This window comes from Brevibacillus invocatus (assembly GCF_003710915.1).
GTDB classification, from domain to species: domain Bacteria; phylum Bacillota; class Bacilli; order Brevibacillales; family Brevibacillaceae; genus Brevibacillus; species Brevibacillus invocatus.
Genome location: NZ_RHHR01000042.1, coordinates 1 through 23,529 on the forward strand (window position 1 = coordinate 1; position 23,529 = coordinate 23,529).

Genomic DNA, 23,529 nt, shown 5'->3' on the forward strand with positions numbered 1-23,529 from the left:
AAGGCATGGGAATACGCAAACTCTACTGGAGAACCTCCAATAGTCCCATCCTCGCCCAATCCCTCGGAAACAACACGATCAAAGGACTCGGTTTCATATTCTTTTCAGATTATTATCGACAAGTCACTGCGTAAACTTAGGAACCGCCGTATACCGAACGGTACGTACGGTGGTGTGGGAGGTCGGCTACTCAAATAATGGGTAGCCTCCTACCCGATTGGTACAGTGCGGAGCGGGACGAGATTGGTCAGCAAGGATTTGTTTTCTGTACAAACTGGGGTAGAATATAGAGCGGTATGGTTCGGAACGGAAAAAGATCGAGAATGGGAGATGTATGCGAGGATGAGAACGATTCGGATTGAGGGTAAGGAAGTAGAGCTGATCGAAGAGTTTCCGGTGCGATTTGCGTGTATGGAGCATGTCGAGGAGGAGCTGGATGATTACGTCAACGAATTCGAAGCGGCGCCCAATACATACAGAGCCTCGTCGATTGAAATGGATCAAGTAGACAAGCGTTGTCGAGTATGTGGAGAACCGGGACAGATCGCGTTGTTGCGAGAGAAAGGAATGTAGCGAGCGTGCAGATTACGATTATTACCGTAGGAAAATTGAAGGAGAAATACTTACGTGAGGGCATCGACGAATACACCAAGCGGTTGTCCGCGTATTGCAAGCTGCAGATCGTCGAGGTCAATGATGAGAAGGCGCCGGAGGATATGAGTGCCGCTGAAATGGAGCAGGTGAAGCGCAAGGAAGGCGAACGGATTCTCTCACAGATCAAGCAGGATCAGTATGTGATCGCATTGGCTATTGAGGGGCAGATGTGGTCGTCGGAGAAGCTGTCGGCTGAGTTGGATAAATTGGCGCTGCACGGGCGCAGTCAGGTGGCGTTTGTGATTGGCGGGTCGCTTGGATTGGCAGATCAGGTGCTGAAGCGGGCGGATGCACAGCTGTCGTTTTCGAAGATGACGTTTCCGCATCAGTTGGTGCGGTTAATCCTTCTTGAGCAGGTTTATCGGGCGTTTCGGATTGGGCGGGGTGAACCTTACCATAAGTAAATAAGGTTACAAAAAGACGAGAGAATCTTTTATTAAATTCCTTCGTCTTTTCGTTTTTTCGAGGATTTTCTAAAAACACGCAAAATATCTTCTTCATTTTAATTTAAAATAGCTATGCCTCAAGCTGTAACACTACTTTTGTAAAAATCTTAAAATCATCGATATGCTTTTCTATAATGGCTTCTAAAATACCAAGTTCTAACGCTTGGTAATCGTGTACTGCAATATTGCGGAAACCGACCATGTTCATTAAAGTTTTGGCTAACGTAGCGTCAAGTAATCCATCCTCTTGTAATAGCTTAAAACTTTCTCGACTTGCTTTCGGTACGCCAAGTTTACGTTCACTGACAATATGCATGGCTAAGTCTATACTCGCTTCACAGGCACGTTGAATGTTTAAAATGATACTATCCTGCTTTGTGTAATCTTTTAAATTTTCAGGATTCCCTTCATATACCTCGTGAATACGTTTGACACACCGTTCGATTGTCGTAGTTTTATTTAAAATGACATCATTCATCGCCAAATACACTTCCTCGCTCTTTAATGGATTCAAGAATTGGAGCACGCTGTTCATTTAATGTTGCATACATACTGTACGCGCGCATTTTTTGACGAATAAATTCATTTTCATTTCTAATATAAATGGGGATACCTTGCTCAAAAATTTGCATAGTAAAGACTGTATCAATTTGTTTTAAATCGATTAGATCTACTTCACGACCAGCTATAGCAGCTAAATCGCTAGCTAATAGAAAACGTTCATAAGATGATAAATGCTGTTCACTAAAATAGGCAAGATCAATATCGCTCTCTTCATGTATCAAGCATTTCGAGAAAGAACCAAAGAGAATGATGAAATCAGGATTTAACTGTTGTTTAATCGTTTCAATCAGCTGTTCTTGTAGTTCTTTATTCAGCATGTTATCACCACCTCTTCTTTATTATAATTGTAGATAAAAAAAACCGCACCTATACTTGATACAGGGAAACCGTACCATAAATGAAGCTGCGAACGGTCAAATTTATCAAAACCAATAAAATGTAAAACAAGGACAGCTATCAAGGCTGCCCTTGTTTTTTCCATCTTACGGTGTTTATTAATTCACTTGTGATGGGTGAACTGGTATGAAACAACCACTCATCACTGAGGATTTCCTGTGCACGTTTGGAGATTGTTCCTACTGAGACACCGTATTTTTTCGATAACTCAGATTGCGTCACAGGAAGATCCAGTATTTTAGCAACACAGTATTCAATAGCAGCTTCCATGGCACCAGTTTTCCTTATAATTGGTTGAGCAGCGTTTGCGTACAGATTCCAAATTCGAATGGCAGAAGCAATGATAGAAGGTTCGTATTGGGGATACATGGAATTGACAATATTTCTAGCTAACAACTCATATACATAATGACCCCAATCAAATTCCTCTTCTAAATCTTGCGAAGCTTGATGAAAGGGGGAGATGAAGCCTCCATTTCTAAGCGTGAGCGTAGGTGGAGGTTAGTTCACTTTCACTATCTAATAATCCTCCCGATCTTCAGCCACTCTCAATACTCTTCCAGGAGAAACATCAGTATAAGTTCTTGCTCGCTGCAATCGTTCTTCAAAGTAAGCATTCAACGTAGGGTCCGTACAAAATATAAAACAACCCTTTTGCCCTCTGGTCATAAGAGTTCGGTATGTATTGCGAATGATTTGATCGGCAGTTGCTTGAGCGTTTTCTGGGTCTTTTTTGGCAAGGATTTTGATGCCTTTTAGGGATTGGTCCGTCTTGGCGCGTTTTGTGTAATCAGTGATTACCTGGCCATTTTCATATCGCAAGTCGGGACCAATGATGACTCCAGCATAATCGAATTCTAATCCTTGGGATGTGTGAATGCACCCTGCTTCGCTGACTGAATTTGAATCAATTGCCCAAATGCTGTCTGAAAGATTCCAGCTTATTTCGAATTTATGTTCCGGAATACTGATGTCCTTATGCCTAGTATCATAACGGCCGGCAGTTGGCCATTCCCAGCAGTATCCTGCCAGCAATCTGGATTTATTATTTGTCTGATTAAGCTTTTCAATTTCTTTTCGCATTTCATTCGGGTCATTGTATACCCGAAAGTCATAATCCACTCCATAATAATGGGAGTTCGCTGTTTCTTTGATGTGGAGAACATCATCCAGCCATGATATATAAGCATCTGAACCGTCACAGCGGAATTGTGATGTCAGTTGGCCAGTAATTAAGTCAGCATTTGCTTCCTCTGCAAATTTCTTGATCAAATCGATGCTTCCAATATCTTTCAATGTGACCCTTTGGTTCTCATCGATGAAAAATAATGTGAATTTGGCGGCATGGATTAGTTCCTTGATCTGATTTTCTCCCTGATTTCCGTAAAACCCCGACTTTTCATTTAAACGGTGGGCTTCATCGACAATAATGACATCAAACTCATTAAAAGAGGATTCGGTAAAGCTGCCGGAGCCCTTAAATAAGTTATCAATTTCTGTTTTACGAATTGTTCCTTTCAATTTAGAAGCATACACATCCCTAGGGGCAGAGTTTTTGGAAACATATAGTGTCATAAGCCCTTGGTTTATTAAGTGGACCAGCAAGTTGATCGCCATTACCGATTTACCTGTGCCAGGGCCACCTTCGATCACCATCACTTGCTTCTTATCATTTTTGACACATTCGAGGGCGAGATGAAGTGCTTCTTCATAAAATACCTTTTGCTCATCAATCATTAAAAATTCTTCATTGCCTTTTAACATGCTTGTCAGAGAATCCTGCAAAGATTTAGAGGGGCGAATTCGACCATGCTCGATTTGGTAGATGAGCTGATGGCGATCGCCTTTTTTGACATATTTTTTTATGAAATCTCTTAGTTGTTGGATTTCACCTTTTGTGAATATCGGTGCTTTTTTGAGATGCTCCTGATAATGAGCATCTAGTAGAGGATCATCCTCCGTTTTCCTATAATTATGCAAATAAGCGCACGGTTCTAGCTGTATTTGTTTTTCTTGGACATTTTCGTTGAAATCTTTAATGAGTGCTGCATAGGACCAGGCCTGATAGGACGGGTGAGGCAGTGTATTCAATCTTCCGCCAACAAATGTCTTTACGACACCATCCTGTGAGGTTATTTTCTCAACCTCCGACCATTGTTTAAGCTCAACAATGACTACATGGTCCTGCTCCCCATTGTTGCCGGCCACAATGAAGTCTACCCTTTTCGATGTATTAGGAATTTTAAACTCAATGGCCACACTGGCATCATGAGGGATCTCCTGGTCTTGCATGACATTGCACATTCTCTGCAGGGAATTCTCCCATGAGACGATCTCCTGCTTTGATGTACGCCCTACTTTCTCCTGATAGGATTTATAAAGGCGGTCAACCAGCTGTTCATTAATTACATCGGATATGAATTCTGTTTTGGTAGCTTCATATATGATCATAGCCGGCTCCTTAAAACTAGTTATTTATCGGGTACTTACTTGCGTTTTTCTCCATCTTTTTAAAAACTTCTTCTAAGTCTATACCCATTTTATCGGCCAGCTGAAGTAGATAGATAAGAACATCTGCCATTTCTTCTTTAATGTTTTCTGCGGATGATGCCACAGCTTCTTCACTGCTTTTCCACTGAAAGTTTTCAAGAAGTTCATTGGCCTCAAGAGAAATGGAAATAGCCAAATCCTTCTCATTATGAAATGGCAGCCAGCCTCTCTCATCCCGAAACTGTGTGATTTTCTCGATCATTTTTTTCATAAAAAGACCTCCAAGTGCCGTATTTGCTTTAAACACACGAGGTGATGAATTCCATTTCTGAATCAAATAACCGGAAAAAGTAATGAATCGTGTGTAGTAAGCTTTAACAATAGAGAAGGCTTTGGTGTGACTCGTAACAATACCATCTCAGACCTGATCGTGATGACAAGACAAACGAACCGAGCAATTTACACGGTGTATGGCATTTCGGATATGGGTACTATTGTGCTTGAAAATTTACATATTACAGGACAGGTTTCGATTAGGTGGGTGCGTAAATCATCGACAACATTGGGGAAATGAAGTGACCCCATAAAGTTAGACATGTCATTTAATCAGGCCTCGTTGTCGTCCAGCTGTAAAAAGTGTACGAAGAAGCCCCTAACGTTCATTACGTCCGCTAAGAGCTTCTGTAAACATTGAATTTGATCAATACATACTAATCAGATCGGCGAATAACTCATCGATTATCGATTCCTGATAACCGGGTTTTCTCTTCGTAACGACCGCTTGGACCATCTCCTGAAACCAATCAGGCGTATCTGCCCATTTGTTCTGCAATATACTCTGGGCAAACGAATCCCATCTTGCTTCATCAATCTCGTACTGAGTCGTCATTGCCTGTTGATAGTCGCTTGTGGTGTAGCGCCATAGCTTCACTGCTTCTCCCCCATAGCGCCGCCAGACACGAGCCGCCATTTGAAAGCCTTCGGGGTCGAAATCGCCTGAGTAAAAAAGCTGGCATCCCCCCTGCACCAATCGATCCAATAGCGCCCATACAGCCAGAGTAAACTGTCCCGATGAACAAACAAGTGGTGGATATGGATGATCGGACATCTGTTGTTCCCAGCGATCCACAATAGCCGAAAAAACAGCGGGATTTTCCATGACCCAGACTACACGTACATCCGTGTGTACCGGACGCATAACCGGATACCAGACAGGCTTGTTGACCACCATTCGCAGAGGTAGGCCAATCACCTCATGTTTTGGCCAATGATTCCCGCTATGCTGTTCATCCGCATCCACATAGGTAATTCCACAAACCATGACATGCGACGAAAGATCATCACGAAGCACTCGATGCTCGTAAAGTAACTGGGCTATCTCCTCCGCATGTTGTGGCGCATCTTGCTTTTTGGCATGGGCAAGCGCGTAAAGCAAGAGCTTCCCCAGCGCCTGATTGCTATCAAACGCATGGGGGTTCCCTGTTGTTTTCGCAGCCAATACCGGAAGCCGAACATACTCTGACTTGCCCAATGCATCAAGAATACAGAATACTTGTGCGACCATCCGCAGACTCTTCCGCAGTTCTTCAGGCGCAGAGCTATACCATTGACGCACTGCTACGGAGCCTGTTGCCTGTTGCTCGGTCAGATCTTGCAACCAGTCAAAAAATTGGCTCCGCATGCAAACAGGCAAGAATGGCGACTTTTCGTCTGGTTCACGTGTGAAAAGTCCTTTTAGCTCCACTGTCACCTCAATCCAAAACTGTTGCCAGATGAGTTGTTCCTGTTGCTTTTTCTCCTTTTTACTTCGCAGTGGTTCACGGTAGTATGCTTCCACAAGCCGGAGCAGTGACAATTCTCCAAATCTGGTCTCCTTCAAGCCATTCTCCAGATCAGCCAGCTTGATTTGTGCCGATTTACCAGGATCGTAACGCTTGCGGAGTAGTCCGGATAATCTGTCTGCTTCTTCGTTCGAGAGGTTGGTCAAACGAATCTTGTCACCAAATTCACCGTAGCTTTCATACTTGCTGCGCAGCGCTTGAAACAGCTTGTGATATCCGCTAGTTTCTGCTTTGAAATAACGAATTGCTTCTTTAAGTAACGCCCTCTCTGTTTCAGTCTCCCGCATGTCTCCCATCTGTTACTCTCCCTGATCCCATTCCATACTAGCCGCTACCTCATCGTATTCTGGCTGTAACTCTGTCCATTCAGGATGGAGCATCCGCAGCGTATGTCCATCCCAGCGATAACGTGCAACCGTTACATAGTCGGCGTTTTTCGGACGAATCAGTTCACATATCGCCAGGTGGGAAACCGAATGATAATCGCCCCAAAGCGCCTGCGAGTTCATGATGTAGTTGAACCCAAGCTGTTCTACCAACTCGAACATATCGCGGATGTTGTTTTCATCCACACCTGCGAAAGCCTCATCCAGTGAGATGACGCGGGGAGAGAATTTGTCTGCCTCTTGATAACGGGAAAACACGGCAGAAAAAAGCGGAATGTACATCGCCATCGCCTTCTCGCCACCACTGAACTGGAAAAAATGGCGGTCGGTCAATTCCTTGGTCGGCTCACCCTCTCTGCGATACCAGAGCTTAAAGCTGAACCATTGGCGATAATCCAGAATTCTTTTCATGACCTGATGCAGCGTCTCGCCACTAGCCTCTCGCTGAATGGCTACTTCCTGTTTCGCTTTCTCAATTCGCGAACGGAAATGGGTCGTGATTCGCTCGATATCCTGATCTCGCATCAGTTTGGGGTCTCGGCGCAGGTAATCTACCAGATCCCTGGTATCCAGTTGGGTTTCATCATCTGCCACAAGCGGAACCCATTTCAGCGAGAACGTGAGACCACTTGAGCTATCGCGCTGCTGCATCAGTTCGTTCATCCGCTCTACCCACTTCTCCGCGCGGGCGATGCGATGCTTGATCACTCGACCGACACTTTGCAAAATGACCTCTTCAAAGATTTTTCTGTCTTCTGTCGTGAGGAGAATTCGTTGCAGTTCAATTTCTTGTCCAAGTTTGTCCAAAACAACGTACGGGTGGGTACGCTTTCCTTCATACTCCAGCACGATGATCCGCCGCTTGGCTCTTGCTTTCAAGTCTTCCCATTCACGGGACCATTCCGTCGTTTCCAAGACTTCAACAGATTCCATTGCTTCCTGATTGCCGTCACGATCGGTATAAGCCAACGTATAATCCAGCGATGCCTGATATTCGAGCAAATGAACCTGACGCTCCGTATCAAATACATTCTGAACCCGGTTGTTGTACGATTCTCGCTCGCGGTTTGCCGCCTGTATTGCGGGCGCTAATGTCTTGACAGATCGGATCGCCAGTTGATCGAGCTTAAGTACTTCCAATTCTGTTTCCTCAGCTTGAGGTATTTCTTCTGTTTGCTGATCAAGCGTATATCTCCACAGACCGAGCAGGTATTCCTCATGAAATACCTTCCGCCATGCTTCGAGCAGATCTGTCTTCTGTTTAAGTAAGGAGTCAACCTCACGCTGCTTCATTTGCAGTTCTCTTACGCTGGCTTCTGTTTGCCCTTTGGTATGCTGAATCATTTGCAGCTCTTGCGGGATTTGTGTCAGTCGTTCAGCGCAATATCTGATCTTCTGCTGGATTTCCTGTGCGTCGTCGGAAGCAAGCAGACGCTCGATGCTCTCCAATGCTTTTTCCAAACGCTCTCGCTCACGGATAATCGTATTTTCCTCACCCTTAAGCACATCGTACTCATCGGTAGCGATAGCGAGCGATTGTTCTGTTTCCCGTAAACGGTGTTGCAGATTTACCTTGTCCCGGTAGGCTACTTCCAGCTTGCGCAAATCCTCAAGATAATATTGGATGGAGCGGACAGCATGACGCAAGGACTCTTCCTCCATCGGAATAGTCAGACCTTGTCCCATTTGCTTTAGGATATCTCTTTCACGCAGCAATTGTTCCAGCGCTTTGCGTACTTTTTCGTTCCGCAGTTGAACCTGCTCTTCCCAAATCTCCAATTTTTGCGTGGTTTGGGTCAACGATTGCAACGATGTTATCAGGTCATCTCCTTTGGGGAGTTGCCCAAGCTCTTCAGCCAGTATCCGCAAATTCGCTTGGGTTTCCTCGATCAATTGAGCAAAGAACGCAATCTCTTGATCGATCTCATCCAGTTGCTTTTCCAGGAGCGTTAGCTGTTCTTCCCGATAACGTCTGCGCGCTTCACGGCCAACATATACCGACTTTTCGATGACAGGAGCATTGCCAAGCAGAACTCCCAAACCAAAACGTCCGTTCTCGCTGATAAAGGTAGAAGCAGCCCTCTGTTGGTCGGGTTGGCACAAAATGGTTTGCAGCACTGCTTCAATCTCCGCTTTGCCCACTCCGCTTTCTTCTGCTGGGGTAGCGACAAACCATTCCATGATGGTATGGGAAAAAAGTTGGGGATCAGGCAGGATGATCCGATCTTTTACCTGCTCTGACCAGCTTGCTATTTTCTGAACATGCGATTCGGAAACGATCAGTGCATCAAGTAACCCAGCTTCTGTCAGGGCTGACTCAATTTGTGCCCGCATCGCAGGAGTGACTTCCTCTCGAAACTCAACGGCAGCATAGAGCGGGATATGAGGAATTTGTTCAGATTGCAACCATTGTCTTGCTTGTTCTATTTGTTCATTGCGTGGAGGCTCTGGATCTTTTTTCTCCCGCCACGTCTTGTGCAGTGCTACTATCTGCGAACGCTGCTTGTGTTTTTCCTGTTGTTCGCGCTGTACATCCCCAAGCTTGTCGCGCAGTGTTTGCCTCACTTGCTCATTCGCTTTCATCACTGGCTCACGAACATCATCATAGCGGTGGTTCTCCTCAAAATGAGAGACTCGGTGAATCACCTCTCGAACGGAATCTGGCTGCAAACGAAGCAGTTGTACGCCCCCCTGCCACTCATGGAAGGAGGAAATCAGGCGTTCTTTCTCCTCTTCCACGACACGCTCCCATTTTTGTTTGGTAAACACCAGCTCGTCCACCTGCTTGCGTGCTTCTCCCAATTCCTGCTCCGCCTCTTGCTTCACTCGTACTGCCGCACTCACCTTTTGCGCCTGCTCAAGCGATTGCTGAACCCTGTTTCGGTAGTCACTCGCTTCTTTTTGCCACAATTCCATAGAATATCCGGCGCGGGCCCGTTCAAACTCGCCACGGGCTACTTCATGTGCGGGAAACTCATTTTCGCTTGATTCCTGCTCCAGGCTCTCAAGTAAATCCGTTATTTCCTTGTCGGCTTCCCTGATTTTCAACTCACAATCATCGATAACTCGGCGAAGTTGTGCCATCTGTTGCCGTTTTCCATCTCTGGCCTGCTGCTTTTCCTTGCCCCGTCGGATTTGTTCTTGCTTGTCCGCTTCCAGTTTTACCTTTTCTTTGGCGGCACGCATCAGATCATGATCCCGAAGCTGTTCGTGTTCATAGTGGAGTTGTTGTTCTTCTGCCTGCAGTACGTGAATATGATTCGCAAATTCTTCCAGTTTGGCTTGCTCATCCGTTACGTTTTGTGTGAACTGCGCTTTGCGGTGCTCTGTCTTTTGCACCTCTGCCAGCGCTTCTGTCAACCCCTTGGCTTTGTCGTACCAAATGTATCGGTTGTACGCCGTATACTCCCTGACAATCCGCGCCAATGATTTATGATCCCGCTCCAAATGCTCCAGCTGCAGCTTGGTTCGATCCATCGATTCGATGGCATCGGAGAGCGGTCGTAATTCTTCATCCGACAAACCCGGCAAAGCGTGCTCCAGAATGTTGTAGATGACGGTAGGCTTAAAATCCTTGGATAGCTTGGGACTGCGCAACTGGATGAGCAATTTGATTAAATCCTCATAAGCTTCCGGCGATTGAAACCCGAAGAGCAGCTTGTTCACCATTTCCGCGTACTCTCCTTGTGAAAATACCACCCGTCCACCTGCTCCAATTCTCTTTTCCAGCTCTCTTTTGCCCAGCGGAATCCGATCGTCCTTTTGCAATTCGGCGTTATATTCTTTGTTGTAGAGCGAAAAGTCGATTCCCACTCGACGATTGTCCTGAATGGAAAATCCCCAAAAATCCATCGAAGCGTTGCGCTTGGCCTTTAACCCAATCCCGATCGTCAAATACTGGCTGCTCATCGGCTTCATGAACTCCAGATACAAATACCCGGTTCGTTCATCATAGCCTGTGACCTCTTTCTCTCCCAACAAGTAATCTTCCATCCGCCTCGCCTTGGAGCCAAACGGGTCAAGGCGATCAGGACTTTTCTTGCCATCCAGTACGACAGGAATCAGGCTTTGCATGGTAACCGATTTCCCCGATCCATTCGTCCCGCGCAACAAGAGCTTGCCGTCCGCAAATTCAAATGCTTCTTCATCGTAATACCAAAAGTTGACCAACCCTGCCCGTGAAAGCTGCCATCTATTCGTTTCCATCTTGCGAATTCACTCCTTTCTGCCGTTTTTTCTCATAGTCCTCCGGGTACCTCGCTATGATTCGTCCCAGACTTGGCATCAATACAATCAGTCCGTCTGTCCCGTCCTCTTGTGCCATTCCCCACAACTTAAGCTCATTCAATAATTGAGCGGACAATGCTTTTGGCGACATGTCACGAATTGCTTTGCCCCAGCCATGTCCATAGGTTTCCTTGCATTCGTGCAGTAGTGTCTCGTAATCTACTTGTGTCATCAGTATTCGTCCGTCTTTTTGGATCGTACATGTGCCGTCCGCTGTTTTTTCCCTTACCGTTCTGGCAAAAAACAATACCACATCACTAATCGCACGACTGTCCGGAAAGATCGTAGCCGCTTGATGCTTCTCATGCAGCACGAGCATTGCGTCTTTCGCGTATAATTCCAGGGACAGACCCAATGTCTCATCAAAATCACGTGCGATCACATTGCGCTGATTACGCAGGTATAACCAGTCTCCGTCGTGCAGCTCTTCCTCCCGCACTACCGGAGAGAGCAGCAATTGGCGATACACCCGATACCTTCTGGCCAGCGTTTCGTTATCTGGCTGGGATACCTGCAATACCTCGTCTATGGATTGAAAATGGGTCAAGTCTTTTGGATACGCGCGCAAAAAGTACTTGACCAGCGGAGTTACTTCATACAAAACCTCGGCAGATTCAGTCATGGCAAACCCTTGTTCATCGCCATCCACCATTTTGAGCAAATACCACTCTTTTGCCTGCTGCAACACGCGAACGAGTGACTTTCGGTGCTCGTAATTGGTCCAGACGACGGATTCCGGGCCGGGGTAGGTGCTTTTCAGTTCTTCGGCAATTTCAGATAAAAGAAATTGGTCATCGATGCTTTTTCCTTCGAGATAGGCCAGCAACAAGCAAAACATCACGTAATCCCGCACTTCAAAAAAGGAGTCAATTCCCATCCAGGGTGCAGGTTGGGTATTCAAAAACTTTTCCAGCTTTACAAATTCATAGTGAACAATCAGACGAAACCCCAGCTTTTCCTGAAAAAACTGGCGCAGAATCGTTTCTCGCTCCCGAACAGACTGATACCTGACGATGTCACTCCTGGGGATCCAGAAGCGCTCCAACAATTCCCATGCAGCCTCTTGTGCCATATCGTCAAAGCTTGCGGCATATTTGCTTTCTGTTTTTTGTAGCTCGCTCACTTGCTTGCTCCCTTCACCTGATCGTCAAAATAGATCACAAAATCAGGCATGTCCAGCACACCATCCGTACACTGCAATTGAATCCGCTGGTTGTTCCCCAGATCCATCACCTTGAAGCGTCGGCCTTCCTCCGTCTTGCCTTCTCGTGTGGGAGAGGCCATGCTTTTGCCGATCCAACCAAGCAAGGTTTGTCGCACAAATGGCTCCACAACAGGTAATTCGGCAATACGTACCCGGCCTGACGCAAAGATTTTATCCAGAATTTCTTTTTGCTGCTGCTTCTGTATCAGGTATTTTTGCAACATTGCCGTCTTTTCTTCCTGTTTGTTTTCAATTCGACTGGCGCGTGTCCGCTCGCGAAACTCACGAATTCGCGGCTTGATCATCAGTTCGCCAGGTTTGGTGTCCCAGATGGCAGCATAAATATCCTCTGTATTTTTCTCTGACTCCGTCCACAGATGGCGCATGTGAGACAAGCCAAAAATGGCAGCTGACAAACAATCTGCCTCTTCTTTTCTTTCGAGAGACGCAAACCATTTGGCGACATACAGGTAATCCGTCCTCCGGCTGCGCATACTGGTATGCCGCTCTCCCATGCGCTGGGCATATCGGGTGATGCGGCGAATCGCTTCGTTCGTTTCCCTCTGCAAATCTTCCAAATCGCTGTTGTTTCCAGCCTGATCACCCAAAAACCACTGCCGCACTCCCGCCCACTGATCGCTATACCTGCGAAGCAATTCCTCTTGAGACTGTTGCGGCTGGTCAAAGCGAGGAATGGTCCGTTCATAGTCGGCTACTCTACCGAAAACGGAATCGAGCAGTACAGGATCTACCGAAGAGAGAATTCCCTCGATCTGGAAGGAACTACGTTGCAAGCCAAGCATAAACCTGCGCAGGTAGTCGGTCACCTGATCTTTGTACACCAGAAATTGTTCGGTCATCATCGCGTCTTCTACCTGCACGCTATCCAGACTGGCGAGATAGTCTCGTGCATTGTTGGTGACTCGCTGAAACTGGACGTACAGATCTGTCCACCACTGATGCACTTTTTCATCTTGCCATTCTTCTATCTCATAGCGAATTCGCTCCCCCTGTCTTGGCGGGAGGACATAACGGATCGGACGAGTAAGCGGTTCCAGCACCTCTACCAGTTTATCAAATTGAGCCGCTTCCAATGCTCCTCCATAGGAAGTACCCAAATCCTCCAATTCGTCTACTAATCGTTCCAGGCGAATGGTGTAGGGAGTAGCTTGGTAGCGATACCGCTTCTTTTTGAAATCCTCAATTTTGGCTACCTTCCCCGATTGTTTTCGTTCAAGGTTTCGCCATTCATACAACTGCTGCAGATCGTTTTGCAAAAGCTCGTCTGTATAGCTTGCTGCTTCTTCAGGCATCAGCCGTTCCTTCACCGCCTGCAAAATTTCCTCTGGTCGCAACCAGTGGTGAAAGCGTTGCTGTTGTTCATAAAAATAACGAAGGATGGCCCGGTATCGGTAGGTGTTGTCCACTGCCAGATACTTTGCCTCGATCAGCTGCTTGTATGTTTTTCTCGGATGACTGTTTTGACCATCGTACATGAGATTCACCTGCTTTTTGCGTACATTCATGTTCACAGTATCGTATATTTTGAATTTTGTATTCCTTTCATTATAGCGAATTTTAGAGAGGGTGAAGGAGAGAATTGGTGTGAAATTTTGGGTATTGCGCACAAAGAGCATATTTTCTGGCGGGTGCCTCGGCCCCAAAGGTAAGTGGACAACCGATCGCGAGCAATACATTACGGAGAGGTTGGCACAAACTTGGTCCAGACAAAGATCACCTTCGAGGATTATTTGGAGGATGCCTGCTCCAGTCCGTGAAGAGCATTCAAGCATAGATGAGTCGGCAGATGACATTGAATTTCAAAGAAAGTACCTGGCAAGCTGTAAATTGTGATAATGACGACAGTCAGGGGAAGGTGACAGCGGAGCAACTCCGCGGTGAATATCTAGGGCTTTGGAACACCACACATACCGGCGTGCTTGTAGGGCAGAGATATATGGAAGCGGTAGAAAGAATCATTGAATGGCTGAAAAGATATGCATTGTCCTGCGAACAAAGACAATAAAATATAGCTTTTGCTCGCCGTTATTTTTTGATTAACTAGCGAACTCGTCGTATCGTGAGGCGCAGTCTATTATTCTGAATATTTTTAAAACTAAATAAAGGAAAAACGCGACATCATCCTGAATTAGTGTACATAAACATGGTTGGCCGAGATAATTATGAGTTGTCCTAACAACTACTTGCTGAAACGTAAAGTTTGTCTCTGTTCCCAAGAATCCTGGTTTATTCTTCCTACTGCTATCATATGATTAGGAGGACTGATTGAGTTTTAAGGGCACCGTTATGAAGTCATTCGCTCACCAATATGGTAATGGAATGGTTGAAAACGTTGAATCAATCCAAGAAGGCAATCAAAGCGAAAAAAACAAGTTGATTTTCCCTGAAAATAATAATATAAATTAAATAAGAATTATTATCATATGAATTTAATTCTAATTATAAGGGGAGATTGAAATGGAAAAGGTTTCTTCTAACGCTGGAAAATGCCCGTTCTCACATGGGAGCGTAACTAGTCACAGCTCAAGTGGTACGACGAATAGAAACTGGTGGCCCAATCAGTTGAACTTGAACATTCTTCACCAGCATGACAGGAAATCGAACCCAATGGGAGAGGAATTTAATTATTCGGATGAATTTGAAAAGCTGGACTACCAAGCTCTTAAGCAGGATCTTCGCGATTTAATGACAGACAGCCAAGATTGGTGGCCCGCTGACTATGGACATTATGGTCCACTCTTTATCCGTATGGCATGGCACTCCGCAGGTACTTACCGTACGGGGGACGGTCGTGGCGGAGCTAATACAGGAACACAGCGTTTTGCTCCCCTTAACAGTTGGCCAGACAACGTCAATTTGGATAAAGCTCGTCGACTGCTATGGCCGATCAAGCAAAAGTATGGCAACAAGATCTCTTGGGCTGACTTGCTTATTTTATCAGGTAATGTCGCTATTGAATCCATGGGCGGCAAGACATTTGGTTTTGGTGGCGGACGCGCGGACGTTTGGCATCCAGAAGAAGACATTTACTGGGGTGCTGAAACAGAATGGTTGGGAGATAAGCGTTACACTGGCGATCGTGATCTTGAGAATCCGCTTGCCGCTGTACAGATGGGGCTTATTTATGTGAACCCGGAAGGTCCGAACGGGAATCCGGACCCGCTTGCAAGTGCCCGTGACATCCGTGAAACCTTTAAACGAATGGGAATGGACGATGAAGAAACGGTAGCACTTATCGCCGGCGGTCATACGTTTGGCAAGGCACACGGTGCAGGAGATGCCGCACTTGTTGGTGCAGAGCCAGAAGCTGCTCCTATTGAAGCACAAGGCTTAGGTTGGGTAAGTACGCACGGCTCGGGCAAAGGTCATGACACGATCGGCAGTGGTATTGAAGGGGCTTGGACTGCGAATCCGACACAGTGGGATCATGGTTTCTTTGAAATGCTGTTTGGATATGATTGGGAGCTTACAAAGAGCCCGGCAGGCGCAAATCAGTGGGCTCCTGTAAATCCTGCTAAGGAGCATCTTGCACCGGACGCAGAAGATTCGTCCGTTCGTGTTCCGACGATGATGACCACTGCGGATTTGGCATTGCGTGCGGATCCGGCATACGAAAAAATTGCTCGCCGTTACTATGAGAACCCAGAAGAGTTTGCAGATGCATTTGCTCGCGCATGGTTCAAACTCACCCACCGGGACATGGGACCGCGCTCAAGATATCTTGGCCCGGAGGTTCCGGAAGAAGTACTGATCTGGCAAGATCCTATTCCAGCTGTGGATTATGAATTATCAGATGCAGAAATAGAAGATCTGAAAACAAAGATCCTAGATTCCGGGCTTACAGTCGGCGAACTGGTAACAACGGCTTGGGCTTCGGCTAGTACCTTCCGCGGGTCTGACATGCGTGGCGGCGCGAATGGTTCCCGCATTCGTCTTGCCCCTCAGAATGAGTGGGAAGTGAATCAGCCTGACCAGCTTGCAAAAGTGCTTGCTAAACTGGAAGCTATCCAAGATGGTCTGGAAAAGAAAGTAAGCCTGGCTGATTTGATTGTACTAGGCGGTAGTGCCGCAGTGGAAAAAGCTGCACGAGATGCAGGATTTGATGTAACGGTTCCTTTTACTCCTGGACGTGGAGATGCAACTCAAGAACAAACGGATGTAGAAAGCTTTGGAGTATTAGAGCCGGTCGCTGACGGTTTCCGCAACTACCAGAAGAAGCAGTATCGTGTAAGTCCAGCAGAACTCCTGGTAGATAAGGCACAGCTGCTCAACCTTACTGCACCGGAAATGACTGCGCTAGTGGGTGGGATGCGTGTTCTTGGTACAAACTTCGGAGGCACAAAACACGGTGTATTCACCGATCGAGTAGGCACACTAACAAATGACTTTTTTGTTAACTTGCTTGATATGGGAGTACAGTGGAAGCCTGTAGACGGAAACGTATTCGAAGGACATGATCGTAAGACAGGGGAAGTCGTTCGTACAGCGACTATCGTTGACCTCGTGTTCGGTTCAAACTCTGTTCTGCGTGCCATTGCAGAAGTGTATGCGCAAGAAGACAACAAGGAAAAATTTGTTCGTGACTTTGTAGCTGCTTGGGTAAAAGTAATGAATGCAGATCGTTATGACATTCAATAACGGATACTTCGTGAGTCTCCAAACACCATAAGAAAAAAAGCAAAGAGTAGTATGAGTTGTTGAATACTGCTCTTTGCTTCATGTTATGGTTTTGAAAGTTCACTTTTGAAGTTCAGAACTGCTTATCATTTGGCTCTTTTGTTGAGGCATTTACAGCTTCCTTTCGAGTCTCCTTCGTTAAGTTATGCAAACCTAGGAATAGTTGAAAGGCATGATACTGACAAGTGCTTTTTTTTGCGTCCCCAAAAGTAACGGCGAAATTTTCAGTCTATTGCCTCCAGTGAGTGTGGTAAATTGCCTTGGAGAATAGGTATACTAAAAAAGAAATTAAATTGAATGCTGAAAAACGCCTTTGAGGCTATTCCGGGAAAAGGCTCCATCCATATTGAGCACTGGTCAACGGAAGACGAAGTGATTGTTTGTATCCAAGACAGCTGCGTAGGCATCCCGCCAGAAAAGCTTGGCTTATTGGGCACGCCGTTCTTTACGACGAAAGAAAACGGTACCGGGATGGGGATGACTCTCGCTTTCAAGCTGGAATGGATCCAGGCCGTCCGGCGCGTCATGTGGGATTATCTCTACAATTGCGATCGCCTGAACAATCAAAAAAATAGTAAGGAACATTATTACAACTTGGAGAAAAACATCAACCAGTTAATGGATCAATTCCTCAATCAATTCTTTATCAGCTACTCGCTATTCAAAGACGACCTGATCCGAGCGCAGCGAGAAATCGTTGAGGATCTGTCGGTTCCGATTATTCCATTGACGCGGACGACTTCCATTCTGCCGCTGATCGGTAATATTGACGAGGTCAGGGCGAACACCATCGAGGACAAGGTCATTTCGCAAATCGGCAATGATCGGATCGAAACGTTAATCATTGATTTGTCAGGCGTGATGGAGATGGAGGCCGATGTCGTTAGAAAGCCAAGCTTGGATAATTGCAGACTCGAAATAACAAAAGACGAAACCACTCCGAAAAAAAAGAGTGGTTTTGACTTTTTATGAAAGTATCTTTTTCCGAATAACCCATTCTGCAAGGAGCAAGTTGATGCTCCAGCTTAACCAGACCGCGATGGTATAGGAATGTCCGTAGGAAAAACTCATGACGTGATGGGCTACGGCCACAATGATATAAATCGTCATATTTGCAAAGGAAAGAAAGAAGCTTCTCGTGATCCATTGGCTATGCAGGATGACGTTTTTTCTTTTTATAGAAAAGTACCCTAAGATCGTAGTTCCAAGCCATAGGGATGATAAAAGAAGAAACCCGATCGTACTCAGCCATCCCCCTGTGGCAAAGAAGGAGACGTAGATTCCAGGAACGAAATTGAAAAAAATAGACAGGACATAGATGCGGCCATTCCAACGGTGAAAGCTAGTAGATTTAGCCCGGATTGCTTTGCTTACTCCAAGTGGGCCAGTCAAGAGCGAAATAATGGCCAACGCTATATGGGTACGAATCATGAATAACCAAAGCGATTCATTCGTTACCAATTGATCCTTCATCGATAGAAAGGATTCCAAGCTTAGGTCGACGATAAAATTTTTCGAAAATGTATGGAATACCCACATGATCGAAATCAGGATCATGGATATCCTTACTATCTTTTCCATTTTACAAAGGCTCCTTGAATACGTCGTCCTGTTAATGGAGAGGCAGGAACCCCAGCTTTTGCTTCGCCATACATGGTATTTTCATCGATCGTAACGGTAAACTTTAGGGAGAGACGCAGTGGTTTTGTGACCTTCATCGACCACTTTACTTGGTTTCCGTCTTGAATCAAATGGTCTAAGGGTATGGTTTCTTCCCCTTGTATGGCTGTTCCGATTATTTCTCCATCTCTATAAGTGAATTCGAGCAAAACGGATAGCTTATCTATGGGTGTAGAAATCACAGCTTCCCATTTACCTTCAACGTTCGCTTGGGCATTTGATGGATTGATGGGATTGTAGCTTTCCGGCTCACCTTCTTGAAAGGTTTTCATTTCTATCGGCGAATCACCGGTATTTTTCCAAACAGTGCCCCTGCGTTCATACTCAAACAATTCCTCTACTGCGTGTGCAATGCGAGGACCTTCCGCAGAGACAAGCTCCACCGTTATCTTTTTGTGGGAGTACATCGCTGCTGCTGAAAATACCTCATAGGGTGCAATGGCATCCAATAAATCAAAACCGTCAAACAAAACAATTTGAACATGCATGACTTTTACCTCCCAATCAGTTGCCGGATAAAAGAAAGAATACCAGGCAGATATCACAAAAATGGGATGTAACGATCACGAAACCATCACAACATGGTAGGTTAGCTTGTGACTGGCTGAAAAAATACTACACTTAATAGGATACGTTCTCTCGGAGTCGGTCTTAACAGAAGGGTGTGATAGGCATGAAGGAATGGCAGACGATCTTAGTCGTGGACGATGATACAAGTATCGTCGAACTGTTAAGGGATTTCCTGGAAAATGAAGGCTATCAAGTGAAAACGGCATCTGACACCATTCAAGCCATGGCTGTATTTGAAAAAAGCATCATCCATTGCATGATCCTTGACATCATGATGCCGGGACAAAGCGGATTCGAATTATGCCGGCAAATTCGGGAAAAAAGCCATGTACCTATCCTTTTCCTGAGTGCGCGAAGCAGTGATATAGACAAGATTCGGGGTCTAGCGCTCGGAGGCGATGATTATATCGTCAAAACGGCTTCACCTGGAGAAATTGTTGCCAGAGTAAAGGCGGTGTTGCGGCGTACTCGTATACAACAAGAATCCATGAGAAAAGTCTTGCATTACGGAAGTCTCACATTGGATTTATCTTCAAGAGAGGTATGGTCAGATGGGGAAATGATTACTCTTACACCTAAAGAATATGAACTTCTATGCTTGTTTGCTGAGCATCCGAAATATGTGTTTTCTTATGAACAGTTATTGGATAAATTCTGGAGTGGAATAGGAGATAAGCATACGGTCCGTGTTCATATCAGCAGACTTCGTGAAAAAATAGAGGCGGATCCGAATCGTCCGAAATGGATTATCAACGTATGGGGGATTGGATATCGATTCATAGGAGAAACACATGAAAACCATACGTATACGTAAATTTACCATCCTCAGCTTGTTTTTGCTTTCCCTATTGCCATGGGTGTTTTTTGTGGCTGCTCATTTTATGGAGACAAATACATTGCGGTTTGAAAGGGCGGATTTCCAACAGGAAAACGTGGATCAGACGATTTATCTGATAGAAGCCAATTCGGATAAATGGAAGGACACAGCGTGGCAAAACCAGCTGAGCCGTCATTTGAAAGAGAGGGACCTGGGTGTAACAATTCTCTCAGAAACCAATGACATTCTATTTCAAATGAGTGATGCGAGGAAACAGGCATTTACCAGAGTGGAGCAGTTTTCCGTGATTCAAGACGGGAGTCTCATAGGTAGGGTCATGATTGACGATTCGAATTCAAGAATCCTTCCATTCATAGCAGCATTCGCTGGTTTGATTCTAGCTTTTGTGATTATCGGCTTGGCCATGAAGCGTTGGATGATCAAGCCTCTTGAGAAATTGAGTATGAGTGCTCGGGAAATGGCAAAAGGGGATTTTGACGTAAAGCTACCTTCGTCACCTATCGCAGAAATCGTAGAAGTTCGTGATGGCTTCAGCGTGATGGTTACGGGTCTCAAAGAGTCGTTTCAGAAGCAGGCGGAGCTGGAAAATGAAAGACGATTTATGATTGCTGCTGTGGCACATGATTTACGTACGCCATTATTTGCTCTGCGAGGATATTTGGATGGATTGGAGCAAGGCATTGCCCGATCACCTGAGAAAATAGATAAGTATGTAGCCGTATGCAAGGAAAAGTCAGCGCAGCTGGACAGACTTGTGGAAGATCTTTTCACCTTTTCGAGAACGGAATACTTTGAGAATGAGCTGAACCAGCATCCTGTTGATCTCTCACAGGTCATCAAGCAGTCAGTTCAGAGCATCAGACTGCAAGCACAGCAGAAGAACATCTCGATCATGGAGAGAGCTTTCGGGAATAAAGGTACGATTCGTGGCGATGCACACTTATTGGAACGCGCAGTGAACAATCTGTTGGATAATGCACTAAGACATACGCCTGATGGTGGCGAGATTGTTGTTCAGTGCGATAGACAAGAGGACAAAATCACTTTCACCATTCGAGATACCGGGAAGGGCTTTTCCGAGGAAGAGCTTCATCACGTTTTTGAACCTTTGTATCGTGGGGATGTATCGAGAAGTCGATCAACAGGAGGATCTGGATTAGGGTTAACGATTTCACAAAGAATCATGAGACAACATGGAGGGGACCTGACCGCAGCCAATCATTCTGATGGTGGCGCCGTTTTGACGGGATGGATTCCTTTGGGGAAATAACTTCCTTTCTAAAAGGCTTTAAAGTTAGCAAAAGTCCCGACCATTGTCTCGAATGGAAGGGACTTTTTTACATCATCACATCTTTTGTAACTGATATGTGTAAAATGGGGGATGGAATATTTTGACCAAATCACACCAGTTCCACAATGCCAAGGCACCTGGAGGATTTCTATATACTGGAGGCGTTCAACCAAAGCCACACCCCCTGCCAAGCATCCGGGTGAAGAACTTCGTTTATGTGTAGCTATATGTGATACTAGCAAATATTTTAATTTGAAAATAATAGTGATACACTATTATCATAATAATGATACACTATAAGTAGGTTTTCATTTATCCAGAAAAGGCCCTACATCTTTTCTTCAAATAATAGCGAGTTAGGACGGTTAAAATGAGTAGCAGACAAACTGAAACAGACGTTATCTTGATTGGTGCCGGAATCATGAGTGCGACTTTGGGAACGTTGCTAAAAGAATTAGTACCGGACTGGAACATTACAGTTTTTGAGAAGCTCGAAAGCGCAGGAGAGGAAAGTTCCAACGAATGGAACAATGCGGGTACAGGTCACGCAGCACTGTGCGAGCTGAACTACACCGTCGAAAAAGCGGACGGATCTGTAGACATTAGCAAAGCTGTAAAAATTAATGAACAGTTCCAGATTTCCCGACAGTTTTGGTCTTATCTTGTCAACAACAATCTGATAAGTAATCCGCAGGACTTTATCAGACCGTTGCCTCATTTGAGTTTAGTTCAAGGTGAAAGTAATGTTTCGTTTTTAAGAAAGCGTTTTGAAGCACTGGCCAACAATCCGCTGTTTCAAGGGATGGAGTTCTCCGATGACCCGAAAAAACTGATGGAATGGATTCCGCTTATTATGGAAGGCCGTAATACGAGTGAAGCTATAGCAGCAACCAGAATCGAATCCGGGACGGATGTCAATTTTGGTGCTTTGACGCGCATTCTGTTTGACCACTTAAAGACGAAAAACGTCGATATTCGGTACAAGCATCAGGTTGATGATATTAAACGTACGAGCGACGGCAAGTGGGAATTGAAAGTATGGAATGTCGAGAACGGTGATATCGAAAGCCATACTGCAAAATTCGTCTTTATCGGTGGTGGCGGTGGAAGCCTGCCACTACTCCAAAAATCCGGTATTCCTGAGAGCAAGCATATTGGGGGCTTCCCAGTAAGCGGCTTATTTATGGTGTGCAAAAATCCGGATGTTGTCGCGCAGCATCATGCGAAGGTTTACGGCAAAGCTAAAGTTGGTGCTCCTCCTATGTCTGTTCCGCATCTGGACACCAGATATATCGACAACGAAAAATCACTGCTCTTTGGACCGTTTGCTGGCTTCTCACCAAAGTTCCTGAAAACGGGTTCCATGTTTGACCTGATCGGTTCTGTAAAGCCGAATAACGTCTTTACGATGTTGGCTGCAGGCGCTAAAAACGTTCCATTGACCAAGTATCTGATCCAGCAAGTGATGTTGTCGAAAGAACAGCGTATGGAAGAGCTGCGCGAATTTATCCCGAACGCCAAAAGCGAGGATTGGGACATCGTGGTAGCTGGCCAACGCGTACAAGTGATCAAAGATACGGATTCCGGTATGGGAACGCTTCAATTTGGTACAGAGGTAATCAGTGCTGCTGATGGTTCCATCGCTGCATTGCTCGGTGCCTCACCTGGTGCTTCTACTGCCGTACACGTCATGATTGAGTTAATGAAAAAATGCTTCCCGCAACATATCCAAGAGTGGGAACCAAAAATAAAAGAAATGATTCCTTCTTACGGCGTGTCCCTTTTGCAAAAACCTGAGCTGATTGATGAGATTCATACTTCAACATCGCGGGCGCTTGGTCTGGCAAGTGAAGAACTGGCTCTCGTCAGGTAGACTGACTGTAGACAATAGGAATGAGTAAAATGGCCTTCGTCCTGATTTTATTGGGACGGAGGCTGTTTGTATTCTGGCGAAAAATCATCCTTATGACAAAAGGCTGATGGACTGCAACGCCTTTCTGAAGCGAAGGGCCGAGTACCAAATATACCCATTGTGATAAACTACAGACCATAAAAGCAGCTTTCGCTTCGATAGATTGATCGCGAAGCACTTGATAGAGAGTGTTCACCCAATTGGAGGTGTATTCATGTACATGAGGTACTTAAACCTTTTGCCGAGTACGATTTATGGGAGCATGACGAAGA

19 protein-coding genes are annotated in these 23,529 nt (G+C 45.5%); 8 read left to right on the top strand and 11 right to left on the bottom strand.

Annotated elements, in window-relative coordinates; genetic code table 11:
• Nucleotides 1–342: 342 nt before the first annotated feature.
• Nucleotides 343–573: a CxxH/CxxC protein gene (locus tag EDM52_RS19780; protein WP_245997163.1), complete on the top strand. Its 231-nt coding sequence runs from the start codon at nt 343–345 to the stop codon at nt 571–573.
• A gap of 5 nt (nt 574–578) precedes the next feature.
• Nucleotides 579–1,058 (top strand): 23S rRNA (pseudouridine(1915)-N(3))-methyltransferase RlmH, encoded by a 480-nt coding sequence (gene rlmH, locus EDM52_RS19785; RefSeq protein WP_122910675.1) that lies wholly within the window; start codon nt 579–581, stop codon nt 1,056–1,058.
• A gap of 112 nt (nt 1,059–1,170) precedes the next feature.
• On the opposite strand, the gene hepT is transcribed toward rlmH, so the two are convergent.
• The 9 genes from hepT to EDM52_RS19830 form a co-directional block, all read right to left on the bottom strand.
• On the bottom strand, nt 1,171–1,578 hold the full coding sequence (hepT, locus tag EDM52_RS19790) for a type VII toxin-antitoxin system HepT family RNase toxin (RefSeq protein WP_122910676.1): 408 nt from the start codon (nt 1,576–1,578) through the stop codon (nt 1,171–1,173).
• On the bottom strand, nt 1,571–1,981 hold the full coding sequence (gene mntA / locus EDM52_RS19795; RefSeq protein WP_122910677.1) for a type VII toxin-antitoxin system MntA family adenylyltransferase antitoxin: 411 nt from the start codon (nt 1,979–1,981) through the stop codon (nt 1,571–1,573). The genes hepT and mntA overlap by 8 nt, the downstream gene beginning before the upstream one ends.
• A gap of 139 nt (nt 1,982–2,120) precedes the next feature.
• The gene (locus tag EDM52_RS19800; RefSeq protein ID WP_221175563.1) at nt 2,121–2,330 is read right to left on the bottom strand and encodes a helix-turn-helix domain-containing protein; all 210 of its coding nucleotides are present in this window, start codon (nt 2,328–2,330) and stop codon (nt 2,121–2,123) included.
• Between the two features lie 249 nt (nt 2,331–2,579).
• Nucleotides 2,580–4,511, bottom strand: a complete 1,932-nt coding sequence (locus EDM52_RS19805) for a DUF2075 domain-containing protein (RefSeq protein ID WP_122910679.1) — start codon at nt 4,509–4,511, stop codon at nt 2,580–2,582.
• A 16-nt stretch (nt 4,512–4,527) separates the two neighbouring features.
• On the bottom strand, nt 4,528–4,821 hold the full coding sequence (locus tag EDM52_RS19810; protein ID WP_122910680.1) for a nucleotide pyrophosphohydrolase: 294 nt from the start codon (nt 4,819–4,821) through the stop codon (nt 4,528–4,530).
• 429 nt (nt 4,822–5,250) lie between these two features.
• Complete coding sequence (locus EDM52_RS19815) at nt 5,251–6,687, bottom strand: TIGR02679 family protein (protein ID WP_122910681.1); 1,437 nt, start codon at nt 6,685–6,687, stop codon at nt 5,251–5,253.
• A 3-nt stretch (nt 6,688–6,690) separates the two neighbouring features.
• A complete protein-coding gene (locus tag EDM52_RS19820) occupies nt 6,691–10,983 on the bottom strand; it encodes a TIGR02680 family protein (RefSeq protein WP_122910682.1) in 4,293 nt (1,430 codons plus the stop codon).
• Nucleotides 10,970–12,187 (bottom strand): TIGR02678 family protein, encoded by a 1,218-nt coding sequence (locus EDM52_RS19825; RefSeq protein ID WP_122910683.1) that lies wholly within the window; start codon nt 12,185–12,187, stop codon nt 10,970–10,972. The genes EDM52_RS19820 and EDM52_RS19825 overlap by 14 nt, the downstream gene beginning before the upstream one ends.
• Nucleotides 12,184–13,794 (bottom strand): TIGR02677 family protein, encoded by a 1,611-nt coding sequence (locus EDM52_RS19830; RefSeq protein WP_183185216.1) that lies wholly within the window; start codon nt 13,792–13,794, stop codon nt 12,184–12,186. The genes EDM52_RS19825 and EDM52_RS19830 overlap by 4 nt, the downstream gene beginning before the upstream one ends.
• 269 nt (nt 13,795–14,063) lie before the next feature.
• Here EDM52_RS19830 and EDM52_RS19835 point away from each other — a divergent pair, with 269 nt between their 5' ends.
• From EDM52_RS19835 to EDM52_RS19845, 3 genes are all read left to right on the top strand, one after another.
• Nucleotides 14,064–14,294, top strand: a complete 231-nt coding sequence (locus EDM52_RS19835) for a hypothetical protein (RefSeq protein ID WP_245997164.1) — start codon at nt 14,064–14,066, stop codon at nt 14,292–14,294.
• 452 nt (nt 14,295–14,746) lie between these two features.
• Nucleotides 14,747–16,927: a catalase/peroxidase HPI gene (katG, locus tag EDM52_RS19840; protein WP_122910685.1), complete on the top strand. Its 2,181-nt coding sequence runs from the start codon at nt 14,747–14,749 to the stop codon at nt 16,925–16,927.
• A gap of 336 nt (nt 16,928–17,263) precedes the next feature.
• Nucleotides 17,264–17,938 carry an STAS domain-containing protein gene (locus EDM52_RS19845; RefSeq protein WP_122910686.1) on the top strand — a complete coding sequence of 225 codons (675 nt, stop codon included), beginning with the start codon at nt 17,264–17,266 and terminating at the stop codon, nt 17,936–17,938.
• Here EDM52_RS19845 and EDM52_RS19850 read toward each other — a convergent pair.
• Entirely contained in the window at nt 17,933–18,439 is a 507-nt protein-coding gene (locus tag EDM52_RS19850) for a DUF2306 domain-containing protein (protein ID WP_245997167.1), read from the bottom strand. The two genes, EDM52_RS19845 and EDM52_RS19850, sit on opposite strands and share 6 nt — an antisense overlap.
• A gap of 95 nt (nt 18,440–18,534) precedes the next feature.
• Entirely contained in the window at nt 18,535–19,134 is a 600-nt protein-coding gene (locus EDM52_RS19855; protein ID WP_122910688.1) for a type 1 glutamine amidotransferase family protein, read from the bottom strand.
• 185 nt (nt 19,135–19,319) lie between these two features.
• On the opposite strand from EDM52_RS19855, the gene EDM52_RS19860 reads away from it, so the two are divergent.
• The 3 genes from EDM52_RS19860 (at nt 19,320) to EDM52_RS19875 (ending at nt 23,218) form a co-directional block, all read left to right on the top strand.
• Entirely contained in the window at nt 19,320–20,030 is a 711-nt protein-coding gene (locus tag EDM52_RS19860) for a response regulator transcription factor (RefSeq protein ID WP_122910689.1), read from the top strand.
• On the top strand, nt 20,008–21,324 hold the full coding sequence (locus EDM52_RS19865) for a sensor histidine kinase (RefSeq protein WP_122910690.1): 1,317 nt from the start codon (nt 20,008–20,010) through the stop codon (nt 21,322–21,324). Before EDM52_RS19860 ends, EDM52_RS19865 begins: the two co-directional genes overlap by 23 nt.
• A gap of 391 nt (nt 21,325–21,715) precedes the next feature.
• Complete coding sequence (locus tag EDM52_RS19875) at nt 21,716–23,218, top strand: malate:quinone oxidoreductase (RefSeq protein WP_122910692.1); 1,503 nt, start codon at nt 21,716–21,718, stop codon at nt 23,216–23,218.
• The last annotated feature ends 311 nt before the right edge of the window (nt 23,219–23,529 follow it).